General features: G+C 31.3%; 13 protein-coding genes. 11 read left to right on the top strand and 2 right to left on the bottom strand.

Annotation, left to right across the window (positions count from 1 at the left end; translation table 11 throughout):
• Positions 1 to 285: 285 nt before the first annotated feature.
• From OXH55_RS10225 to OXH55_RS10210, 4 genes are all read left to right on the top strand, one after another.
• Positions 286 to 1,890: an ATP-binding protein gene (locus OXH55_RS10225; protein WP_268049840.1), complete on the top strand. Its 1,605-nt coding sequence runs from the start codon at positions 286 to 288 to the stop codon at positions 1,888 to 1,890.
• Positions 1,883 to 2,557, top strand: a complete 675-nt coding sequence (locus OXH55_RS10220) for a response regulator (protein WP_268049839.1) — start codon at positions 1,883 to 1,885, stop codon at positions 2,555 to 2,557. The genes OXH55_RS10225 and OXH55_RS10220 overlap by 8 nt, the downstream gene beginning before the upstream one ends.
• A gap of 290 nt (positions 2,558 to 2,847) precedes the next feature.
• Positions 2,848 to 4,020 carry an NAD(P)-dependent malic enzyme gene (locus OXH55_RS10215; RefSeq protein WP_268049838.1) on the top strand — a complete coding sequence of 391 codons (1,173 nt, stop codon included), beginning with the start codon at positions 2,848 to 2,850 and terminating at the stop codon, positions 4,018 to 4,020.
• 51 nt (positions 4,021 to 4,071) lie between these two features.
• Positions 4,072 to 5,373: a 2-hydroxycarboxylate transporter family protein gene (locus OXH55_RS10210; RefSeq protein ID WP_268049837.1), complete on the top strand. Its 1,302-nt coding sequence runs from the start codon at positions 4,072 to 4,074 to the stop codon at positions 5,371 to 5,373.
• A 171-nt stretch (positions 5,374 to 5,544) separates the two neighbouring features.
• Here the strand turns inward: OXH55_RS10210 and OXH55_RS10205 are convergent, their stop codons facing one another.
• Positions 5,545 to 6,426 (bottom strand): polysaccharide deacetylase family protein, encoded by an 882-nt coding sequence (locus tag OXH55_RS10205; protein WP_268049836.1) that lies wholly within the window; start codon positions 6,424 to 6,426, stop codon positions 5,545 to 5,547.
• Positions 6,427 to 6,904: 478 nt separating this feature from the next.
• Here OXH55_RS10205 and OXH55_RS10200 point away from each other — a divergent pair, with 478 nt between their 5' ends.
• The 4 genes from OXH55_RS10200 (at position 6,905) to OXH55_RS10185 (ending at position 12,995) form a co-directional block, all read left to right on the top strand.
• Complete coding sequence (locus tag OXH55_RS10200; RefSeq protein ID WP_268049835.1) at positions 6,905 to 7,753, top strand: DegV family protein; 849 nt, start codon at positions 6,905 to 6,907, stop codon at positions 7,751 to 7,753.
• Between the two features lie 13 nt (positions 7,754 to 7,766).
• Positions 7,767 to 8,339 (top strand): TetR/AcrR family transcriptional regulator, encoded by a 573-nt coding sequence (locus OXH55_RS10195; RefSeq protein WP_268049834.1) that lies wholly within the window; start codon positions 7,767 to 7,769, stop codon positions 8,337 to 8,339.
• 169 nt (positions 8,340 to 8,508) lie between these two features.
• Positions 8,509 to 9,879, top strand: a complete 1,371-nt coding sequence (locus tag OXH55_RS10190) for an efflux RND transporter periplasmic adaptor subunit (protein ID WP_268049833.1) — start codon at positions 8,509 to 8,511, stop codon at positions 9,877 to 9,879.
• Positions 9,879 to 12,995, top strand: a complete 3,117-nt coding sequence (locus OXH55_RS10185; protein ID WP_268049832.1) for an efflux RND transporter permease subunit — start codon at positions 9,879 to 9,881, stop codon at positions 12,993 to 12,995. Before OXH55_RS10190 ends, OXH55_RS10185 begins: the two co-directional genes overlap by 1 nt.
• Before the next feature lie 25 nt (positions 12,996 to 13,020).
• Here OXH55_RS10185 and OXH55_RS10180 read toward each other — a convergent pair whose 3' ends face one another.
• Positions 13,021 to 13,860, bottom strand: a complete 840-nt coding sequence (locus OXH55_RS10180) for a YihY/virulence factor BrkB family protein (RefSeq protein WP_268049831.1) — start codon at positions 13,858 to 13,860, stop codon at positions 13,021 to 13,023.
• Positions 13,861 to 14,816: 956 nt separating this feature from the next.
• Between OXH55_RS10180 and OXH55_RS10175 the strand changes: the two genes are divergently transcribed.
• From OXH55_RS10175 to OXH55_RS10165, 3 genes are all read left to right on the top strand, one after another.
• Positions 14,817 to 15,968 carry a hypothetical protein gene (locus OXH55_RS10175; RefSeq protein ID WP_268049830.1) on the top strand — a complete coding sequence of 384 codons (1,152 nt, stop codon included), beginning with the start codon at positions 14,817 to 14,819 and terminating at the stop codon, positions 15,966 to 15,968.
• 79 nt (positions 15,969 to 16,047) lie between these two features.
• Complete coding sequence (locus tag OXH55_RS10170; RefSeq protein ID WP_268049829.1) at positions 16,048 to 19,476, top strand: Ig-like domain-containing domain; 3,429 nt, start codon at positions 16,048 to 16,050, stop codon at positions 19,474 to 19,476.
• 89 nt (positions 19,477 to 19,565) lie between these two features.
• Positions 19,566 to 21,512, top strand: coding sequence for a hypothetical protein (locus tag OXH55_RS10165; protein ID WP_268049828.1), 1,947 nt, complete (start codon positions 19,566 to 19,568; stop codon positions 21,510 to 21,512).
• The last annotated feature ends 108 nt before the right edge of the window (positions 21,513 to 21,620 follow it).

Genomic DNA, 21,620 nt, shown 5'->3' with positions numbered 1-21,620 from the left:
ATCTTTTCAAGTTTGTGACATGATCCAACTATTTATTTTAATAGGTGTTGCGTTGCTATGAGTATATAGTAACTTTGTTTTGTTACAGTTTGATGACAGACTTATGAAGAATTTTTAAATATAGATAAAAATTGTGACCTGCCCCCATTACTTTATAATTATTAACAAATAATATATAATTAATTAAAGAAATAAAGACAAAATTAAAATGAAATTAGACAAAGGAAATAATGAAGATAAAAATCCAAGAAAAAACAAAGGATTAAGATTAAGAAGGAGTAAAAAATGAAGAAAAAAATTAATTTAAAACTTCAAACAAAAATAACTCTATTAAATGTATCTTTAATTTTTGTTTCTTTAGTAATTACAATGTTTTTCATTACTAGATCTAAAATTGCTAATATAAAAAAAGAAATTGAAATTAATATTATGAATGTTGCAGAAATTGTTGCGCAATCTCCTTTAGTGGTTGATTCATTAGAGAATCAAAGTCCAGGATATGAAGTTCAAAAATATGTTCAAGGAATATTAAACAGTACTAAAAAGATAGATATTATTACAGTTGCAGATATGAAGAGTATAAGATATGCTCATCCACATACGGAGAAAGTAGGACTAGAATTTGTTGGAGGAGATGAAAAAAAAGTAATAGACACAGGTGAACGATATGTATCAGTGGCTGTAGGAACAATTGGACAGCAAATGAGAGCATTTGTTCCTGTAATAGATAAGCAGGGGAAACAGGTTGGTTTTGTTATGGCAAGTACATTAACAGAAAGTATAGAAAAGGAAAAGTGGGATGCTACAGTAACATTACTTTTTCTATCTTTAATAGGGTTTGTAATAGGTACTATTGGTGCGGTAATATTGTCTGAAAATATAAAAGAGACTCTTTTAGGATATGAGCCAGAGCAGATAACAAAGCTTTATTTGCAAAAAGAAGAAGTATTAGATGCTATGGCTGAAGGAATAATTGCTATAGATGAAAATGGAAACGTTACTTTATTTAATAATGCAGCTATACAAATGCTTAATATAAAAAATAAACATATAATAGGAAGAAATATTTATAACATTGTGCCTAATTCCAGACTTCCTTTAATTATGAAAAGTGATAAATCTGAATACAACAAAGATATGATAATAAATGAAACATTAATATTAAGCAGTAGAATTCCAATTAAGCAAAATAATAAAATAATAGGTGCTGTTGCAATTTTTAGAGACAAAACAGAGGTTACAAGACTTGCAGAGGAGCTTACGGGGGTAAAACAAATAGTAGAAGCACTCAGGGCAAATACTCATGAATTTATGAATAAACTCCATGTAATTTTAGGATTAATCCAAATTGAAGAACCAGAGGAAGCAAAAAAATATATTTTAAATGTAACAGAGGAACAGCAGCAAAAGGCAAGCTTAATCATGAGAAAAATAGAAGAACCCACTATTGCGGCACTTATGCTTGGAAAAATAAGTAGAGCAAAAGAAGCAGGGATAAACTTATATTTAGATTCTAAAAGTTGTTTAAAAAAAATAAGTGGCAGAATAAATAGCAATGCATTAGTCACTATCCTAGGAAATCTAATAGAAAATTCTATAGAAGCAATAAATTTAACCGAAGAAGGAGAAAAGGTTATAAAAGTACTGATGTTTGAAACTGATGACACAATTACAATTAGAGTAGAGGATACAGGGGGTGGAATAAAAGAGAGTCAGTTATCTAAAATTTTCAATAAAGGCTTTTCTACTAAAGGAGAAAATAGGGGTACAGGGTTATTTTTAATAAAAAATATTATAGATAATTTAAATGGAAGAATAGACATTAGAACAGAAAGGGGAGAAGGAACAAAATTTATAATAACCATACCAAAGGAGGAAAAGAATGATTAAAGTACTAATAGTAGAAGATGATCCAATGGTAGCTCAAATTAACAAGTCATATACAGAAAGCATAAAAGGTTTAAGTGTAATTGGGGTGTGTAAGGATGGAAAAGAAGCTTTAGAAACTATAAAAAATACGGAAATAGATTTGATAATTCTAGATGTTTACATGCCCAAGATGGACGGAATAACCTTTTTAAAGGAAATGAGGAAGCACAATATAATGACAGACGTAATAATGGTTACGGCTGCTCATGAAGTAGATAAATTGGATGAGGTTTTAAAGCTGGGGGCAGTAGATTATCTCATAAAACCATTTGAATATGAGAGATTTAAAGAAGCTCTTAATAGATTCGTAATGAGATATAAATTTTTTAAAGAGCAAAAGGTTATAAAGCAAGAAGATATTGATAAAATTACCAGTAGAAATAAGGTGAATTTAAATACTGAACTGCAAAAAGGTCTTCATAAAAGAACTCTACAGAGGATTAGAGACTTCATGAAAGATCACAGTGATAGATATTTCACAAGCGAAGAGGTTGCAGAAGCAGTGGTTTTGTCTAGAGTTACTATAAGAAGATATATGAATTATATGGCTGAAGTAGGGGATATAAAAAGTGATATAGAATATGGAACTGTTGGAAGGCCAAGCACTAAGTATAAATGGAAAGACTAAAAGTTGGGGTCAGGTCACAATTTTTAGAAGAATGCAACACTTCATAATTTGTTAAGAAAACGTTAACAAAATAACAATATTTATTTTATTTACAAAACATTTAGATTAATTTCTAAATGTATTTTTTTTTGGAAGTTTAAATTAAAATATAAGTAAATCCCGAACTTGAAGAAAAATCAAGTCATACAAATTCACAAACCTTTTAAAAAAATACAAACCTATAAACTTGTAAAGAACTACAAAAGTTACAAACTTGTAAAAGGCTACAAAATTTAAAGGAGGAAGCAAGAATGAATTACAAAGAATTAAGTTTGAAAATGCATGAAGAAAATAAAGGAAAAGTAGGAGTAGTATCCAAAGTTTCTGTAAAGAATAGAGAGCAATTAAGCACTGCTTATACGCCAGGAGTTGCTGAGCCTTGTAGAAAAATTCATGAAAATGGTGAAAACGTATACAAATATACAGCTAAAGGAAATCTTGTAGCAGTAGTTTCAGATGGAACAGCAGTACTTGGTCTTGGAGATATAGGTCCAGAAGCTGCAATGCCAGTTATGGAGGGAAAAGCAATATTATTCAAAGAATTTGCAGATGTTGATGCTTTCCCAATATGTCTTGATACAAAAGATGTTGAGGAAATTATAAAAACAGTAAAATACCTGGCACCAACTTTTGGAGGTATAAATTTAGAGGATATTTCAGCACCAAGATGTTTTGAAATAGAAAGAAGATTAAAAGAAGAGTTAGATATTCCAGTATTTCATGATGACCAACATGGTACTGCAATAGTAGTTTTAGCAGGACTTATAAATGCAGTAAAACTAGTAGGAAAAACTTTTGAGGATGCAAGAATAGTTATAAATGGAGCAGGCTCAGCAGGAATTTCAATTTGTAAACTCTTACTTTCATACGGAGCTAAAAACATAACAATGTGTGATAGAAAAGGGGCACTAGTAGAAGGTGCAGAATGGATGAATCCAGCTCAAGCAGAAATAGCAAAGAGAACAAATAGAGATATGCAAGAGGGAACAATAGAAGAAATCATAAAAGAAAAAGATGTATTTATAGGAGTTTCAGGACCTAACGTGTTAAATGCAGATATGGTTAAAACTATGAACAAAGATGCAATTATATTTGCTATGGCAAATCCAGTACCAGAAATAATGCCAGATGAAGCTAAAGAAGGTGGAGCAAGAGTAATTGCAACAGGAAGATCAGATTTTCCAAACCAAATTAACAATGTTTTAGTATTCCCAGGAATCTTTAGAGGGGCTTTAGATGTTAGAGCAACTGATATTACTGAAGAAATGAAATTAGCAGCAGCAAAAGCAATAGCAAGTATAATTTCCGATGAAGAATTAAATGAAGAATATATTATTCCAGGAGCTTTTGATGAAAGAGTAGCACCAATTGTAGCTGAGGAAGTAGCTAGAATAGCAAGAGAAACAGGAATCGCTAAAATATAAAAGGTAATAATTAAAATAATATATAAAATAAAAACCAAAGGAGGAAAGGGTATGCAAAATGTTGCAAAAGTAAGTGAGAAACAAGGCTATAAAATATTAGGGCTTCCAGTAGCAGCCTTCGCAATCATAGCAGCAGTAATTTTTGCCGCAACTTCTATAGGAAAATTGCCAAAAGGAATGATAGGGGCACTAGCATTAATGATGGTATTAGGGGCAATATTAAATGAAATAGGAAACAAAACTCCTATAGTTAACAGCTTTTTAGGTGGAGGTCCAATAGTAATTATTTTCGGTTCAGCAGCACTTGTAACGTACAATATACTTCCAAAAGCAGCAGTAGATAATGTAACAACATTCATGAAAAGTGGCGGATTCTTAAACTTTTATATTGCAGCACTTATAACAGGTAGTATTCTTGGAATGAGCAGAAAATTATTAATGAAAGCATCAGTTAGATATTTACCAGCAATCATATGTGGAGTATTAGTATCAATGGGACTTGTAGGAGCAGTTGGAGCACTTATAGGTTATGGAGCGCAAAAGGCAATATTTTATATAGGCATCCCTATCATGGGAGGTGGTATGGGTGCAGGTGCTGTACCTCTTGCAAAAATATTTGGTGAAGCAATGTCAACAGACCCAGCACAAATGTTATCAGTTATGGTACCAGCAGTAGCTCTTGGAAATGCAATGGCAATAGTTATAGGTGGATTACTTGCTAGACTTGGAAAATTAAAACCTTCTCTAACAGGAAACGGAAAACTACTTGTAGAAGATTCAGGAAACGATGTAGTTGAAGAAGAAGAAGAAAACAAAATTGATTTAAAAATGATGGGAACAGGATTATTAATGGCAGTAACTTTCTATACTTTTGGAAGTATAGTAAATAAATTCTTACCAGTAATCCATACTTATGCATGGATGATAATTACAGTAGCAGCAGTAAAAATGCTTGGAATTATACCAAGAAAATATGAACTTGCAGCAAAACAGTGGTTCACATTTGTAATGACTAACCTAACTGGAGCACTTTTAGTAGGAATAGGAGTTGCATACACAAATCTTGGTCAAGTTGTAGCAGCATTTAACTGGCAATATATAGTTCTTGTAGCAGTTGTAATAATAGGTGCAGTAATAGGTGCAGGATTTGGAGGAAGATTAGTTGGGTTCTATCCAATAGAAGCGGCTATAACAGCAGGACTTTGTATGGCAAACATGGGTGGTACTGGAGACGTAGCAGTTCTTTCAGCATCAAAAAGAATGGAACTTATGCCTTTCGCACAAATATCATCCCGTATAGGTGGAGCGTTCATGTTAATTTTAGCAAGTACATTATTAAGACTTCTCCTTTAAAATTTAGTTTATCATATGTATCATAAAAAGATAGCATGAACTTAAATTCATGCTATCTTTTTAATTGTGACCTGACCCAAAAAGTTATGTTGCTTCTTAAAGCTGAAAGTTTGTGACCTGACCCCCATTTTTCCACATAAAAGTTGTGACCTGACCCCTTAATTTTAAATTTTAATTATACTCATAGTTTGGATTAGTTACCCTGTTTATAAAGGTATCCATATCAAAGAAACCACTAACATAAACTCTATCTAAAGTTAGAATTCCGTCAGATTTATCGGACCATTTTCCATCAGTAGTAAAGGCCATAACATATCCTGCTTCCTTGACAGCCTTTAGAGTATCTTTATTGTATTTTCCATAAGGATAGGCAATATATTTAACCTTTTTATTTAGAGTCTTTTCTAAAAACTCCTTTGAATTTTTTAGTGTTTTTAATTGTTTATCATAAGATAATTCTGACAAATTTTCATGGCAAGCAGTATGGCTTTCTATAGATAAATTATTATTTTCCAATTCTTTAAGCTGCTTAGAAGTTAAATAATCTTTTTCATTGTTAATAGCCTTTGTTATAACAAATATAGTTCCTTTAAATTCATATTTCTTCATCACTGCATACAATTTAGTGTAATTGTCTAAATAACCATCATCAAAGGTAAGTACTATAGACTTTTCAGGAATAGGTTTATTGTTTTGAAAATAATCATAAACCTCATCTAAAGATAAGGTAGTGTAGTTATTATCCTTTAGATATTTCATTTGTTTTTCAAGGTTTTTAACAGGAAGCCTAACAGGATTGTCTTTTTCAAAACCTATAGAATGATACATAAGTACAGGTATTCCCCCTTCTCTTTTAGTGAGAGGAGCTGTCTTAGCAGCATTTACTTCAGTTTTTTTATCTTCTTTTACTAATGCAGTTTTTGAGGGAATTGTAGATGATACAGGTAAAACTGTACTAGAGATTTTAGAAACTGTAGGCTTGTCATTAGAGCAACCTACACAAAAAAATAAAATGCTGAGAATTATATAATAAATACTAAATTTTCTTTTCATAAAAAGGCACATCCTTTCGTAAGATAAGACATATTTATTGTAGTTAAGGATACTTTGCTTTTAAAATTCTTAATAAAAATTAAGTTTTAACACTTTAAATGTTATAATATAAATATATCATGATTAACTGACAAAAAGTTAGTATTTATTACAAAATAAGAAAATTTTATTTACAAATTTTATATAAGGTAATAAAATTAAAAGTAATGTTAAAATAAAATTCATAAAATATTAATAGTACATTAACATAGATAACTAACTCTAAAAATTATAGTTCATTATAGTTGATAATCTATTGTTAAAATTAAAGATTAATAAATTCTTTTTAACACAAAATATACTTATAAAATTATATTTATAACAATATATTATTTTTCAAAAATGTTTAATAAGTATAATGTTCAATTTACACAGCTTAGACAATTAACTTTTAACAAGTTTAATATAGTTTTAGGCAACAAAAGAAGGAGGAATATGGGTGAGTAAGATAGCTTTAATAACTGATACTACAGCAGATTTAACGGAAGAAGTAATAAAGAAATATAATATAAAAGTATTACCTTTTAGAATTATTTATAAAGATAGAGAGTATAAAGATAAAATAGAAATTACACCAGAGCAGGTTTATGATGAACTTCCTAATGAAGTTCCAACTTCATCTCTTCCATCAATGAATGATATGGATGAGATATTCACCAAATTAAAAGAAGAAGGATATACTCATGCAGTTGCTATAACATTATCATCAGGCTTATCAGGAATTTCAAATGCAGTAAAACTAGTAAGTGAAAACCATGAAAATATAACTACTTATGTATGTGATTCTAAATCTATATCTTTAGGAGAAGGCATTCTTGTAGAAGAATGCGGCAAGATGATAGAAGCAGGGAAAAGTTTTGAAGAAATTGTTAACACTCTTCCTTCATTAGTAAAAAAATCACATGTATTTTTTGTAGTTAAGACTCTTGAGTATCTAAAAAAAGGTGGAAGAATAGGTAGGGTAGCAGGTACTATAGGACAACTTTTAAATATTAAGCCTATAATCAGTATTGGAGAAGACGGAAAATACTTTACCTATGATAAGGTTAGAGGAAGAAAGCAATCACTAAGCAAGCTTCTGAATATCTTTAAAGAAGTTACTCAGGGTAAAAAATGTGATGTATATGTAATGCACGGTAACGGTTACAAGGATGCGCAAGGCGTGTATGAAGAAATAAGTAAGTTAGATAGCGTCAAATCTATACAGTTTGGAGGACAGATAAGTCCAGTTTCAGGAATGCACAGCGGACCAGGACTTGTTGGATTGGCCTTTATTGAAAAAGAGTAAAAGGAGGGTTTTTGTGCCTAAAATTATAGAAGACATAGAAACAAAGATACTAAATGCAGCCTATGAACTTTTTAATGAAGGTGGATGGGAAAGTATAGATATGAGAAAAATTGCACAAAAGGCTGGTGTAGGTGTAGGGACTTTATACAATTATTATAAAAATAAAAACCAACTTTTTATAAGTGTGTTAAAGTTGAGCTGGCAGGATACAGTATGTAAATTAGAGAAAGCAATGAAAATACCAAATGAACCAGTGGAAAAGGTGAATTTATTTATTGAAATAGTACATCAGGATCTAAATATTAGAAAAGGCATTGATCGTCATTTAAGAAATACTACATCCCAAAGGGAATTTGAAATGATGATAGATATAAGAAAAGAGTTCTTTGGACGATTAACTGCAATGATGCAAGACATAATATCTAAAATCAAAGAAAAGCATGGGCTCAAGATTAGTGAGGACATGGAAGATAGATTTAGTGAAGCTTTTGTTATATTAACAGCAATAGAACATTTTAGATATCAAGATGAAAAAGAAAAAAATATTAAATTCTTGAACGAATTATTTAAAATTATATATATGTAGAAATTTTAATATGCCCCATAATTTTACTCAATGCTCAAATGTATTTACTTGACAAATTTACCTGAATGTAATACATTAAGAATAGTTGGGTCTAATTATGGGTATGTTTTTTTATGAACAAGATTCATAAAAACAAATAAATAAAATCATGTTACGGGGAGGAGCCAGAATGAAAAAAAGAGCACTATCAATAGGAATGGCATTGGTTTTGGGAATGGGTATTTTAACTGGATGCGGTAAAGGAACTAAAAATGCAGCTCAAGCTCAGGAGGAAAATTACACACCAGTTAAAGTTGAAAATATTAAAAGAGATCAATTATATAATTCTGTTGTTATAACAGGTAAAATTACCGCAGATAAGGACACAGTAATTTTACCTAAAATACCTGGAAAGGTAGAGAGTGTAGGGGTAAAAGTTGGAGATGCTGTAAATGTAGGCACAACGTTATTTACTCTAGATAAAACAGATGCACAAAATAAAGTTCAGCAAGCAAAAGCGGGTTTAGATTCAGCATCTGCTGCAGTTGAACAAGCACAAGTTGGTGTAACTTCTACAGATAAAGGTATAGAAACGGCAAAAGCAGGGCTTGAATCTGCAAAAGCTTCTTATGAAACTGCAAAAGCAAGTTATGAATTGAATAATGAAAAAATTCAAAATGCAAAGCTTAATTTAGAAAGAGTAAAAAGTCTTTATGAACAAGGAATAGTTTCAAAGGCTGAATATGAGCAGGCACAACTTGCAGCTTCTGATAATTCCATAGAAATATTTAAAGCACAGCTTAATCAAGCAGAAGCAGGATATAATCAAGCAAAAAAATCTTTTGAACAAACAATGGCATCATCTCAGAATTCAAATGTTGGTGTTAAACAAGCTCAAGCAGGATATAGTCAAGCTCAAGTTGGCTATAACCAAGCAGTACAGGCTTTAAATGATATGACAGTTACATCGCCTATTAGTGGGATGGTATCAAGTATAACCATTGAAAAAGGAGAAATGGCATCAAATGCACAGCCAGCTATGACTATTGTTAACATGGATAAGGTTTATGTTGAAGTTAGTGTAACAGAAAACTTAGTTAACAAATTAAAAAAAGGCAGTGAAGTTGATGTAGATATAGCATCTATAGGTGCAAAAGAAGTAAAAGGTAAAATATATACTATAAGTCCAGCAGCAGATTCAAGAACTAATTTGTATGCTGTAAAAATAGAAATGGACAACAAAGATCATAGAATTAAACCAGGAATGTTTGGTAAAGTTTACTTCAAGACAGACTTTATAAACAATGTAATAGTAGTTAAGAGTGAAGCCATACTTGTAGAAGAAGGAAAGACTATTATATATGTAGTGAAAGATGGAAAAGCTCATAAAAAAGAAGTTGAAGTAGGAATGGATAATGGAAAATATACAGAAATAAAAAGCGGAATACAAGAAGGAGAACAAATTATTGTAAAAGGACAACAATATGTACAAAACAGTTCTAATGTAAAAATTATCGATGATAAAACTCCTAAAGAAAATGGAGTGGGGGGTGAAAAATAGTGAATTTGCCTCAATTCTCTGTTAAAAGACCTGTAACAACAATAATGTGCATGCTTATTATCATACTTTTCGGTACAATATCTCTTTTGGGATTGTCTGTAGACATGTTCCCAAAGATAGAGTTGCCAATAGCTATTGTATCTACATCCTACCCAAATGTAGGACCTGAAGAAGTAGAGAAGCTTGTAACAAAACCTATAGAACAAGCGATAGCTACAGTACAAGGTATAGATAAGGTAAGCTCTAGAAATAGTGAAGGAAATTCTCTTATCATAGCAGAATTTAAAGATGGTACAGATATGGAGTTTGCAGCTCTTCATATGAGAGAAAAAGTAGACATGATTAAAGGGTATCTTCCAGATGGTGTTAAGAACCCTATGGTTATGAAAATAGACCCAAATGCTCAAGCGATTATGATTTTAGGCGTAACTGAAAAAAAAGCTAAGGACCTAGCTAAACTACAAAATATAGTAGAAGAAAATATTCAATCCAAGCTTGAAAGAGTAAAGGGTGTTGCCTCAGCTGATATATCTGGAGGAGTAGAAGAACAGATAGAGATAAGAGTAAATGAAGAAAGACTTCAGGGGTACGGCCTTAGTATAGATTATATTTCTAATATATTACGTGGAGAAAATTTAAATTTACCTTCTGGTCAAGTATATAAAGGTAATCAGGAACTGTTAGTAAGAACTATGGGGGAATTTAAATCTGTTGAAGAAGTAAAAGAAATTCCGATACCACTTCAAACTGGTGGAGTTATTACATTAAAAGACGTAGCAGAAGTAAACCGTAATAATAAGGAAGTAAGTCAAATATCCACAGCTAATAAAGAAACTTGTTTAAGTATAAGTATACAAAAACAATCCGATGCAAATACAGTTGAAGTAGCTGAGGGGGTAAAAAAAGAGGTAGAAAACCTTAAAAAAGCCTATCCAGATTTAGATATTAGAATTCTAATGGACATGGCAGAACCAATAAATAAATCCATAGATGGTGTTTCAGGTGTTGCAATCCAAGGTGGATTGTTAGCGATTTTAGTTCTATTAGTTTTCTTAAGAAATATAAGAAGTACATTAATAATAGGAACAGCTATACCAATTTCTATAATAGGTACATTTTGCTTATTATATCTTAATAATATAACACTTAACTTAATGACTCTTGGAGGGTTATCACTGGGAATAGGTATGCTGGTGGATAACGCCATAGTTGTACTTGAAAATATATATCGATTCATACAGGAAGGATATCCAGTAAAAGAAGCAGCAGTCAAGGGTGCATCGGAAGTAACAATGTCAGTTATAGCATCTACACTTACTACCATAGCAGTATTTTTCCCTATAATGTTTACTGCTGGTATAACTGGAATGATGTTTAAAGAATTATCTTTGACAGTTATATTCTCACTAGTTGCTTCATTAATAATAGCACTTACACTTATACCAATGCTTTCTTCTAAATTATTAAAAGAAGAAAAAATAATAGAAGGGGCAGATGTAGTAAGAAAAACAAATATATTCACAAAGATTGGAGATGCTTTTGAAAGAGGCTTTATCTCTGTAGAAACAAAATATAAAAAGATATTGAAATGGGCATTAAAACACAGAAAATCTACAGTATTTGCAGGTATAGCAATATTTATAGTAAGTATGCTGTCTTTAACTATGGTTGGAGCTGAATTTATGCCAGCATCAGATATGGGGCAGTTTACAATAAATGCAGAGCTTCCAATAGGAGCAAACCTTAATGATACGCAAGAAGTTACAAATCAAATAGAAGCTGTACTTGAAAAAGTAAAAGAGATAGATACAGTATATGTACAAATAGGTGGAGCTTCTATGTTTGGACAAAGTGGTAAAAATCAAGCTTCAATTTCAGTTAAATTAAAAGATCTTAAAGAAAGAAAAAGAAGCACAGATGAAATTGTAGACTGGGTAAGAAAAGAAACTAAAGATGTTCCAGGTGCTGAACTAAGCTTTAGCTCTCAGCAGGCTATGGGGGGAAGCTCATCTCCTGTATCCATAAAAATAGAAGGTGACAACTTAGATACTCTTCAAGAATTAGGAGATAAATTTGTAGGGGAGATTTCTAAAGTAAAAGGAACAAGAGAAGTAGAAACAAGTTTTGGAGAAGGAAAACCAGAAGTAAGAATAAAATTGAATAGAAAAAATGCATCTCAATATGGAATTACAGCAGGAACAGTTGCATCACAAGTAGATATGGTTATCTCAGGTAAAACAGCTACCACATACAAGCTTGCTGATGGTGATGAAATAGATGTAGTTGTAAAAGGGGATGAAATATACAGAGAAAGTATATCAAACCTTCAAAATATAAATATTAAAACTGCTAGTGGAATGAGTATACCATTAAACCTAGTAGCAGATGTAAAAATAGAAAAAGGGCCTGTACAGATACAAAGGGAAAATCAAACAAGAGTTCTAACTGTTTCAAGCCAAATATATGGTAGAGACTTAAGTAGTGTTATGAAAGATGTTAACCAGCGTATAAGTAAGATAGAGATGCCGCAGGGATACAGATATGAAATAGGTGGAGACAATAAAGAAATGATGGAAGCATTTATTAGCTTAGCTCAAGCGTTAATAGTTGCTGTGCTTCTTGTATATATGATACTAGCTTCACAATTTGAATCCTTATTAAATCCATTTATAATTATGTTCACAGTACCATTAGCTCTTGCAGGAGGAGCTTTAGGACTATTTGTAACAGGAAAAACTTTATCTGTTCCAGCTTTCTTAGGAGTTATAGTTCTTTCGGGTATAGTAGTTAATAATGCCATAGTTTTAATAGACTATATAAACATAAGGCGAAGCAGAGGAGAAGAAAGAGAAGAAGCTATTCTTACTGCAGGTCCAACAAGACTAAGACCTATTTTAATGACTGCCTTAACAACAATGTTAGGACTTTTACCTATGGCACTAGGTATTGCAGAAGGTTCAGAAATGCAAGCGCCAATGGCGGTAGTAGTTATTTCAGGACTATTATTCTCTACAGTATTAACTTTAGTATTTATACCTGTAGTGTATACTTTATTTGATGACCTTAGAACTAGAAGGTTTAGAAAGAAGAGAAGAAAAAAAGAATTAACAGTATAAAAACAAATTGACCAGTTGACAATTCTCAACTGGTCAATTTATTTTTTGTATCATTATATAGACTGTTAATCTCGCCTCCAATAAGAAGAATAACTGAACTTAAAAATAACCATATCATAAGAATAATAACAGCACCTATGCTTCCGTAGACTCGGGAATAGTTATTAAAATTATCCACGTAAAAAGCAAAACCTATAGAAACAAGAATCCAGCCTATAGTAGCAAAAACAGCTCCAGGCAGAACTTGCTTAAGAACTAAGTTCCTAGTAGGCGTAAGTATATAAATGATAGCAAAAGTAAACACCATAGATATAAGTGTAAGAATATATCTTAAAATTTGCCAAAACAGATTAAAGCTCGAAGACAGATTCAGCCACCTAGTTAAATAAATTCCGAGTAAATTTCCAAGCACTAAAAGAAGCAAAGAAAATATAATCATCAAAATAAGAACAAATGTACATAAAATTGATGTAATACGAAGCTTCCAAAAAGGACGCTCTTCATTATCAGCATAAGCTTTATTAAGTCCTTTTATAACAGCATAAAATCCATTAGAAGATACCCAAATAGTAATAAGTAAACTGAAGGACAGCAAATCACTATTTTGAGAATCAAAGATTTCTACTATAGTAGTAGAAATTAATTCATATGCAGGTCCAGGTAATATCTTTTCTAGGTTAAATAGAACATCGCTGCTTGTTACAGAACTAAAGCCAATAACAGTCATTAAAAAAATGAGAAAAGGAAAAAATGCTAAAAGCAAGCTGTAGGCAAGTTGGGAGCCTAAAGCAAAAATATCATCTTCTCTTAACTTGTTTAACAGCCTTAGAAAAACAGATTTGTTTAATTTACTTTTCAATTTCATAACCCCTCAATCACATTTATAATAATAAAGTATTTACCTAGAATATATTTTGTTAATTATAGTAGTAATATTCAACCTAAAGAAATTTTATAATAAATAATAAAAAAAATTAAAGTTTTTATGACTAATGAGTAACTTTTTATAAAATAAATACGTAATACTAAGTGAAAATGAACAAATACAGACATAAAGTCTACATCTTTTAGAAAACATTGCTAAGAAAAAAGGTATAAAGTAAGGGAACTTAATATCGAAAAATGATATAAGACAAAAGGAAATGAGATTAAACATCTGAAACCTTTGCATTATCAATGAAAATGAAGAAGATGGAAAAGGGCATAAAACCTTACATTCTTTAGAAAACATTACTAATAAAAAGGGTATAAAGTAAGGGACATTAAGAACGAAAAATAAATAGGACAGGGAGAGAAGAGATAAAAGCTCTAAAAACTCCTAAGAATATTTATGAAGATAAGAAAATAAGATATAAGGTAATACCCGTGAAATGTAAAAGAATCAATGAAAAGTATTGCATTTTATGCCAAGATAGTATAAAATCATAACGATAAGGTAAATTTTATGAAATGAATAAGAGAAAGTGGTAAAACAATCTATGTTATTAATTACCACGCATGAAATGTATAATTTATGTTGATATATAGGACAAAAACCTATATAATTATTAATGTGCTAAGTTGCCACACACGACAACAAGGCATGAATAGATACATTTCGCATTAAAAATCAAGATTTTACAGAGAAAAAGAAGGAAATTTTCTTTCATTGTAGAATATTGAAATAATGCACTAAAATTATTTTTGAGTTAAGATGATAATAAGGAAATATAATTTTATATGAGTTATGTTTCCCAATTTCATATAAATTATTCAATCAATTAGTTAATAATTTAAAAAATTATAAAACTTTTAATTTAATCAAAATGGGAGGGAATTAAAGTGGTTAAAAAGAAAATGAGCATGCTTTTAGCTGCAGTACTAGTAGCATCAGGAGTTGCAGTAGCTAGTCCAGCAACTAAAGCAGTAGCAGACACTAAAGTAGCAGTAACTTATGCAGCACCAGCAAGAACAATGATTGAAACTGATAACAAAATGGAATTTGCTCTTCAAGCAAGTACTAATGAAGCAGTTGAGTACAGAGTATGGGCTCAAAATGTTAAAACAGGTAAATGGATAGAACTTACTGATGGTTACCAATTATCAGAAGTAGGAACAAATCCTTTCGTACCAGCAACAATTGCTGACTTAGAAGCAGGATCATACAAAGCTTCTATCTGGGTAAGAAAAGCTGGTTCAGAAGCTAAATTTGACAGCTATGCTGTAAGAAACTTCAAAATCCAAAAAGATGGATATTTTGCTGAAAGAGCAAACATGGACGAACTAGGAATTAAAGACACTTACAAAGTAGGTGAAAGCGTAACTCTTCAAGGAGACGATCAATATAAATTACACATCTACGATCCATCAGTTCCAGTAAGAGCAGAAGGATGGATGATAGATGATTCATACGAAGGCGCTGAAGCTACTACTTACAAATTCGAAAAACCAGGTGTTTACCTTGTTGACGTTTGGGGTAAGAAAGCTGACAGCACAAACAAATATGACGGTTGGGTTCTTAAAGCTGTAACAGTAACAGAAGGACAATCAACTGAATTACCAACTGCAACAGTAACAGTTGGAGCAACAATGACTGGATTTGACAGATATGTTGAAGTTAAATTAGACACTGACAAACCAGAAGATTACAAAGTATCTGTTTTAGGAACAGAATTAGAATATGTTGCATCAAAAGGAATCTTCAACGGAGTAGTTAACTCAACTGATGAAGAAGCTATCAAAGCTGGAGCAGAAGTTAAATTAGTAGCAGCTCCAAAAGTAGATGTAGACGCAACAGTAACAGTTGGAGCAACAATGACTGGATTTGACAGATATGTTGAAGTTAAATTAGATACTGAAACTCCACAAGACTACAAAGTAACTGTTTTAGGAACAGAATTAGAATATGTTGAATCAAAAGGAATATTCAACGGAGTAGTTAACTCAACAGACGAAGAAGCTATTAAAGCTGGAGCGGTTGTTGAAGCAAAATAATCAAACTAACTAAATTAATTAATTATTAAATTTAAAAATATATTATTTTAAATATAATATCCAGGGAGGTAACTTAATTATGGCAAAACAAAGAAAAGCTGTTAAAGTTCTTTCAACAGCAGCATTAGCTGGATTAGTAGCATCAGCTGCTTTATCATCTCAAGCTTTTGCAAAAGTTGATTCTTATCAAGTTAAAGTAGGGGAAGATGTTTTCCAATATGACAGAGCTGATTTAACAAAATCATTCTTAGCTGCTCAAACTGAACAAGAAGGAGCAGAATTATACGAAGATTTCGCAGGAAAAATGAAAGAAAACGGATTACATTCATTCAACGATGATGTTAAAGGATATGTAAGCTATGAATCAGCAAAGCAAGCTTTCTTAGCTGCTCAAACTGATGACACTAAATCTTTCGCATTAGATACTTTCACTGAATCAGAAGAAGCTGAAGTTGTAGAAATTCCTACAGTTAAAAAAGCAACTCTTGTTGATGGTGAAGTTGTATATGATGGAGACGATTCTCAAACTGGTGACTTAAAAGTTACATCAGTAAGTGCTATTAATGCTGCACAAGTAAAAGTTACATTTAACAAAGTTCTAACTGAAGATGCTAAAGACGAAGCAACTGATGTAGAAAACTACAAATTAGAAAATCTTGAAGGTAATGAAATAGAAGATGTATTCAAAGCTGTTGACATGGAAGAAGGTTCAAAAGAAGCTATATTAACAGTAGACTACTCTAAACTTGGAGACGATGAAGAAGACAATTATCAAAACCAAACTAAATATACTTTAATTTTTGATGAAAACATTACAGGACAAGAAGTTAAAAAAGACTTCAAAGTTGAAGACTTTGAAACTCCTGAAGTTGAATCAGTTGAAGTTGCTGGTATCAGAACAATAAAAGTGAAATTATCTGAACCAGTAGTTGCTAAAAAGAGAGAAAGTAACGATTTTAAAGATTTATATACAGAATTAGATGAAGCTTTTGAAGTTAACGATGGTGATTATTCAATAGAAAAAGTTGATCCTATCGACAACGGTAAAGAATTAAACATCGTTCTTTACAGTGACTTAAAAGATGGAAAAGAATTAACAGTTAAAGTTAAATCAGAAGCTGTAGACTATGCTGGATATTCATTAAAGAAAGGCACATTTAAAACAACAGTAGATGTTAATAAAGAAGATTTAGCTATAGTTGGTTATGAAAAAGCTAAAGATAGCGAAATTACTTTAGTATTTAACAAAGATGTTAAATTCACAGATTTTGAAGATGATACTAAAATAGTTAAGAGCAATGTTGATTCTAAATATAATACTGATAAAGATAATAAAGAATTTAAAGAAGTAGGAAGCAGCAATGACATATTTGATTCTTTCTATCATTCTTCAGCTAAAAATGAAGCAGAAGCTATTGAAATAGATGGAAACAAAGTTACTTTACATTTCAATTCAGATGATTTATTACCTGAAACAGCATATGTATTCGTAGAAGCTGATGTATTACAAGATCTATGGGAAAAGAAAAACAATGATTTAAATGTAAAAGTTAAAGTAACTAAAGACATGACTAAACCAGAAATTAAAGAACTTGAACAAGATGAAGATTCAAATAGAAAAATAGTTATAACTTTCACAGAAGACATGGATAAAAAATCAGCTGAAAAATCATCAAACTATAGTGTTAAAGATAAAGACGATAAGACTGTAAGAGTAGCTAAAGCTGAATTAGATGGCGATGAAGTTACATTAACTCTAGGAAAAGACTTAGAAGATGGAGACAAATATAAAGTATCTATAGAAGATGTTGAAGATAAAGCTGAAAACAAAATTTCTGATGTAACTAAAGAATTTACAGCTAAAGATGCTGATGCAGTTTCAAAATCAGATATAAAAGTAAGATACTATGATGCTCATAAGAGCAGTCAAAAAATAGTTGTTGACTTTGACAAGAAAATGTTAGCTGATGGAAGCAGATATGCTATCAATAACCTTGAAAACTATGACTTAACAATAGTTAAAGGTGGAGAAACATATGAAATTGGCTTAGATGACTATGATGATGCTAGCATAAAAGCAGTAGAAGATGCTCATAAAGCTGAAATCAAACTTCCAGGAAATAATGAAGATTTAGATGACAGATTTAACTTTGAAAATGCAAAACTTACTTTAAAAGTAAATAAAGTAGAAGATGCTAATGAAAACAAGAGTACTGTATTCTCTGGTATTGATGTTAAATCAAAAGATACAAATATTGGATTAGACGAAGATGATGACAGACCAATAGCAGTAGATTCAGAAACTGTAAAAGTAATCTTTGCTGATGAATTAAAAATTGAAAAATCAGATATTAAACTTGGTTACTATAATGCAGATAACAAATTTGAAGAAGTAACACCATCTTCTACAGACATAAAGAAAGATAATGGTAAAACAATTGTAACTTATACATTAAAAGACGATGATGAATTACAATATGATGGAAAATATAAAGGCGGTTACGATTTCATAGTTAAAACTGTACCAACTCCTGAATCAGAAAATAACTATGGAGATACATTAATTGGAAGCAAAGAATGGACTCTTAAAGATGAAATTGCTCCTGCATTAGCTAAATTAAAACAAGATAGCGATGAAGAATCAACAACAGAAGTTAAATTTAATGTGCCATTAGATGATAGAGATGATTTTGATGATGCAGTAAAAATAGTTAGCTATGACAATGACACTCATAAAGCTGTTGTAAGATTAGAATTCCAAGAATCATTATCTTCAGCTAACATTAACGAACACACATTCAAAACTGATGATGATGATGTAGATGTAAAAGATGCTAAACTTGTAGATGGTGAATTTGGATCAAACAGTGCAATATTATTAACACTTGATTCAACTGATGCTGGCGATAACTATACTAAGATAGCTGACTTCAAAGAATTAGGAGTTACAACTGGTTCTAATGAATTATTTGATACAGCTTCAGATGTTAATAGAGCTAAAGTTGATGCTGCAGTAGAAATCGTAGATGAAGATGCTGCTACACCAGAAGAAACTGCAAAAGAAAAAGCAATTAAAGCAGCTAATGTAGCAATAGCAGCATTACCAGCAGTTGATACTATAACAGTTGATACAGCTGATGCAGCACAAGCTAAAGTAGATGCAGCTAAAGCTGAAGTTAAAAAAGCAACAGATTTAGGAGCTAAAACTTCTGAATTAACTAATTATGCTAACATTAAAGCTGTAGAAGATAAAATTGCTGAAGTTAAAGCAGCAGCTGGAGTATTTACTGCAGTTGGAAAAGACTTAGGCTATAACATAGCTATAGGTGGTAATGTAGTATCAGTTACTGTTTCAGATATGAGCAAAGTTACTGCAGTAAAAGTAGATGACACTGTTTTAACTGAAGATGATATGGTTAAAAAAGGAAATACAATCACTTTACAAGCTACATCAAAGAGTAATATCGTAATTACAGCAGACGAAAAAGATGTAACTGTAAAATTCTAATTATAGATAAGAACAATATTAAGATTTCTCTTGAAGCTATTCTAGTTTCAAGAGAAATCTAACATTGAAAATAAGAGGAGGAGTCAACGTTGAATAAGAATAAATATGTAGCAGTATTATCAACAGCTGCAATAGCAGGGATTATGACAATGGCTACTGTAGATACAGCATTTGCAGCAGATGGTGATTTTTATAAATTAGATACTAAAGAAATGGTATTAAGCCACAGCCAAAGTTTTAAAGAAAAAATGCATTTTGCATTCGATACTGCATTAACTGCAGATCAATATGGTTATGAACATAATGGAAAAGTATATAATTTTGCAGAAGTTAATACAAAAGTTGGAGCAATACCTGAAGGAGATAGAACTGCTGAAAACATATTTAAAGCTGTAGAAACAGTTAAAGAAGTAGGACCAGCAGATGATTTTAATCAAGGATTAGTGGTAAATTCAGTTAAAGCTATTACTGAGTCAATTGATGCTAAGGCAGGTCAACAATTAAAGTTTGCTATTAACGGTAAAACTGAAGCTGCTGATGTTGCAAAATTAACTGAAGCTGGTTATACTGTAAAGTTTAATTCAACTAGCGCAAAAGTTGCAGCAGATGGAAAAATTGCAGATGCTTTAGTAGCAGCAACAACTTTTGAATATGAAGTTGTGATTTCTAAAGACGGAAAAGAAGTTGCTAAATCTGATTTAGTAAAGGTTACAGTTGTTGATTATGCTACAACAGTAACAGAAATTACTTCATATACTTTAAAAACAAATAAAGCTGTGGAAATTAAGAGCGGAAAAATTGCTTTAGATGACGTAGTTACACTTGGAGATGTTAAAGGAACTTTATTAGCTGGAACAGAAGACTCAACAATTGCAGATGCAACTTTCAAATCATCTGACAATAAAGTAGTTCTTATTGATGCTAGTGGAAAGATAACTCCAGTATCACCAGGTTCAGTAGTACTTACAATTACTAAAGGTGATGTTTCTTTAGAAGTACCTGTAGTAATTGTTGCTGAAAGTAGAAAAGCTACTACTGTAACTGCAGATGCTACAAATGTTAAACTTGTAAATAGTGGTGAAAAAGTAGTAAATCTTGTTGTTAAAGACCAATATGATGATTTATTTGCAGGACTTGATTTAGATGCTATCAATGTTGTAAAAACAGGAACAGAAGATAAGATAGCAACTATAGCTAATCCAGATGCTTCCAATAAGGATGGAAAAGTTGAATTAACTGTAACAGCAGAGGCAGCTAAAGTCGGAACAGGTAACATTGAAATTAAATCAGATGACAAGACGTTATTAAGTATACCAGTTTCAGTTGAAGCTATTGGTGAAAATGTAACAAGAAAATTAGAAACTAGTGCTGAAGATAATGTTATAGATATATATAATGCCGAAGATAATAAAATTGTATTAAGCTATAATAAATATAATGAAAATGGATACTTAGTTGGAGCCGAAACTGATATAGCAGAAACAGGAAAAACTTATGCTGTAACTACTTCAGACAAGGATATAGCTACTGTAGCAGTTGATGCAAAGGGTGCTATATCAGTTGCAGCTGGTACTAAGACAGGTACAGCTACAATTAATATTTTAGAAGGAACAGTAGTTAGAGCTTCATATACAGTTAAAGTTGAAGATTCAACACCATCAATGACAGGAGTTACTTTTGGTTCAGACTTAACAATGGCTGGAGATGGAGAACTAGCTTTAAATAATATAGTTAAAGATGTAGCAATAACAGGTGATGACAAAGTTGAAATAAATGCAGATGGAACTATCTATATAGAAGTTGCTAATGACGGATATTCTGCAGATGATGATATTACATTAGGTATGATTAATGCAAAATCAGCTGTAACTAATAAAGTTGGCGATACTGCAAGAAAAGTTGCTATTGCTGATTCAAAACTAAAAGTTACTTCTGGTGCTGCTGATGATAAAGGAGAAATAGTAATTACTATAACAGCTGACGGAAAAACTGTTCCTGTAGATGTTACAACAATAACAGTAAAAGCTGCTGAATAGTTAGCAATCCTTCTCAAATTCAAATAAATGAACGGAAACTTTTCAAAAAAATCATATCTTAAATTCATAAACATACTGCACTCACATCTTGCAGTGAAAACTAAATAA

Origin of the sequence: Clostridium ganghwense, from assembly GCF_026735165.1 — a bacterium.
GTDB classification, from domain to species: domain Bacteria; phylum Bacillota; class Clostridia; order Clostridiales; family Clostridiaceae; genus Clostridium_H; species Clostridium_H ganghwense.
The sequence above is the reverse complement of the archived record's forward strand: the minus strand, read 5'-3'. Positions and strand labels throughout refer to the sequence as shown.